Genomic DNA, 1,879 nt, shown 5'->3' on the forward strand with positions numbered 1-1,879 from the left:
CATTGAGATCGCAGGGGGGCAGGGGGCAGGGAGCAGGGGAGAGGGTTTGCAGCTTTTATCACCATAAAAATGGTGCAATTTAAATGACGATTAGCTTATCACAAAACTTGTCTCCTAACCCTTGAAAACTTCATTGACAGAACACAACCAAAGCTGTACTTGTGCCAACCTTTGCCCGTACCTCTGTTTAGGTAACTCTACTGGAAAGTTAGGTTTTTGATTAGTAGTAATCCCAGATTTACTGATAAAGATTGTTTGAAATTAGCTCTTCAGCACTGGAGCGTAGTCTAATACAGCACGATCCCATTGTGCTAAATTGGCTGCTGCTTCGTATGTAGATTGTAAAAACGTAAGTACCATTGCATCTGGGTCGTTAGCTTGGCGCACTGCTTCATAGGGCAGGATAAATTCTCTCATGTCTGAGCTATAACTCGCTTCTTGTGGCCCAATGGGGTAATCTTTAAATCCTTCAGGTTCTGGGTAAGCATAGGCATAGAATAAAGCTTCTTGTCCGCCACCGCCAAACCAAAAACCACAGCTACTGACCTCATGCGAGTACGCTTCTCGCGTTACCCAATCGGCCATATTCGGTACACCACCCGGATGTTGTGGAGCGCGTCGCCCGGAAAATCTAGTCACTGCTAAGTCAAAACTGCCCCAGAAAAAATGTACTGGGCTACATTTTCCAGCATAACCAGAGCGAAATCGGCTCAAGATGCGCTCGGTTTGAACTAAAATTTGCCAAAACCGTTGAGCATATTCCCTGTCGTAAGCGGTATGTTTCTCATCTTGTTCAAAGGGAATGGGAGCAGCAACTTCCTGGGGCATTGTCCAAATCCGGACGTCGATGGAGATTTCTTTTAAAGCATTGATTACAGCTTCATAGAAGTTGGCCACAGATTGGGGAGCCAGTTCGATGATTCTTGTCGTACCATCACTTGTCTCAATTACGAGTTGATGAAGCAGAAAATTAAAGGTAATTTGAAAATTGCGGCTGCCATAGGGAATTGTCGAGGTTGTGAGTCCACAGGGCGTGACATACAAAGTTGAGTGCCACCAATGATTGATTTGAGGAGTTAATGCTAACCGGATTTTGCCCACAATCTGAGTCCACAGATGCAGTGTTTCATAAGTATCCTGCCATGCAGCAACAGGTAACGTCAGCCAGTTATCAGTAGGCGAACGATGCAGAGTAGTCATGAGCCGTATCTCCATGTAAAAAATTGGCGTGAAATTACGATAAATCAATAAAGGTTTATTAGATTGCGCTTCAATAATATGACTATACCAATCTGAGTTAACTTAATTTTCGTCTCTTGAAGATTGAGGTCATAAATGCGTCCGCAATAAATGATGGGCAAGCACATTATCCACAGTACACCATCAAATAATCTTCCTCTTGAGGAAAACCCAGCGATAGCAACAATCACCATTACTGTTATTAAAGTTCCAGAATTAACCGAGCAAAGCTCCCGCGATAAGCCTGACGGTATAGCTATGCTTATCGCCTGCACCTAGAGCGCCGTGTGGAAAGAGCGTTTTTTGAGGCAAAGAAGGCGTTGGCAGAATTGCACGATAAAGAGCGATCGCTTCGCTAGATGAGGCTAGCCTATCGTCTCCCCAATCGATTCTCTCTTTTTTGCCGAAAGTCTTGCTGATGTGGGCTATTAGAGTGATGGGGTAAGGTGTTGGTAGTAAATCTGGTGCGAAGTCGCCTAGACATCGTTCTAAAAGCGAAACTTAGTCCATCGCCTCCCCAATCGATTCTCACGAGTATGTGGCGAAAGCCCTACATCAGTAGGGCTATTGGAGGAATGAGTGGTGTGTTGGTGGGAAATCTGGCACGAAGATTCGGTTTAGGAGCTTTTGTGCTATAAAA

At 44.7% G+C, this 1,879-nt stretch carries 2 protein-coding genes; one reads left to right on the plus strand and one right to left on the minus strand.

Translation table 11 applies throughout. The annotated features are described in order from the left end of the window. Window positions 1-261: 261 nt before the first annotated feature. On the minus strand, window positions 262-1,200 hold the full coding sequence (locus H6G26_RS41425; protein WP_190737922.1) for a DUF5996 family protein: 939 nt from the start codon (window positions 1,198-1,200) through the stop codon (window positions 262-264). Window positions 1,201-1,350: 150 nt separating this feature from the next. Here H6G26_RS41425 and H6G26_RS41430 point away from each other — a divergent pair, with 150 nt between their 5' ends. Further along, a complete protein-coding gene (locus H6G26_RS41430) occupies window positions 1,351-1,518 on the plus strand; it encodes a hypothetical protein (protein WP_190737924.1) in 168 nt (55 codons plus the stop codon). The last annotated feature ends 361 nt before the right edge of the window (window positions 1,519-1,879 follow it).

The organism is Nostoc sp. FACHB-888 (assembly GCF_014696655.1).
GTDB lineage: Bacteria > Cyanobacteriota > Cyanobacteriia > Cyanobacteriales > Nostocaceae > Nostoc.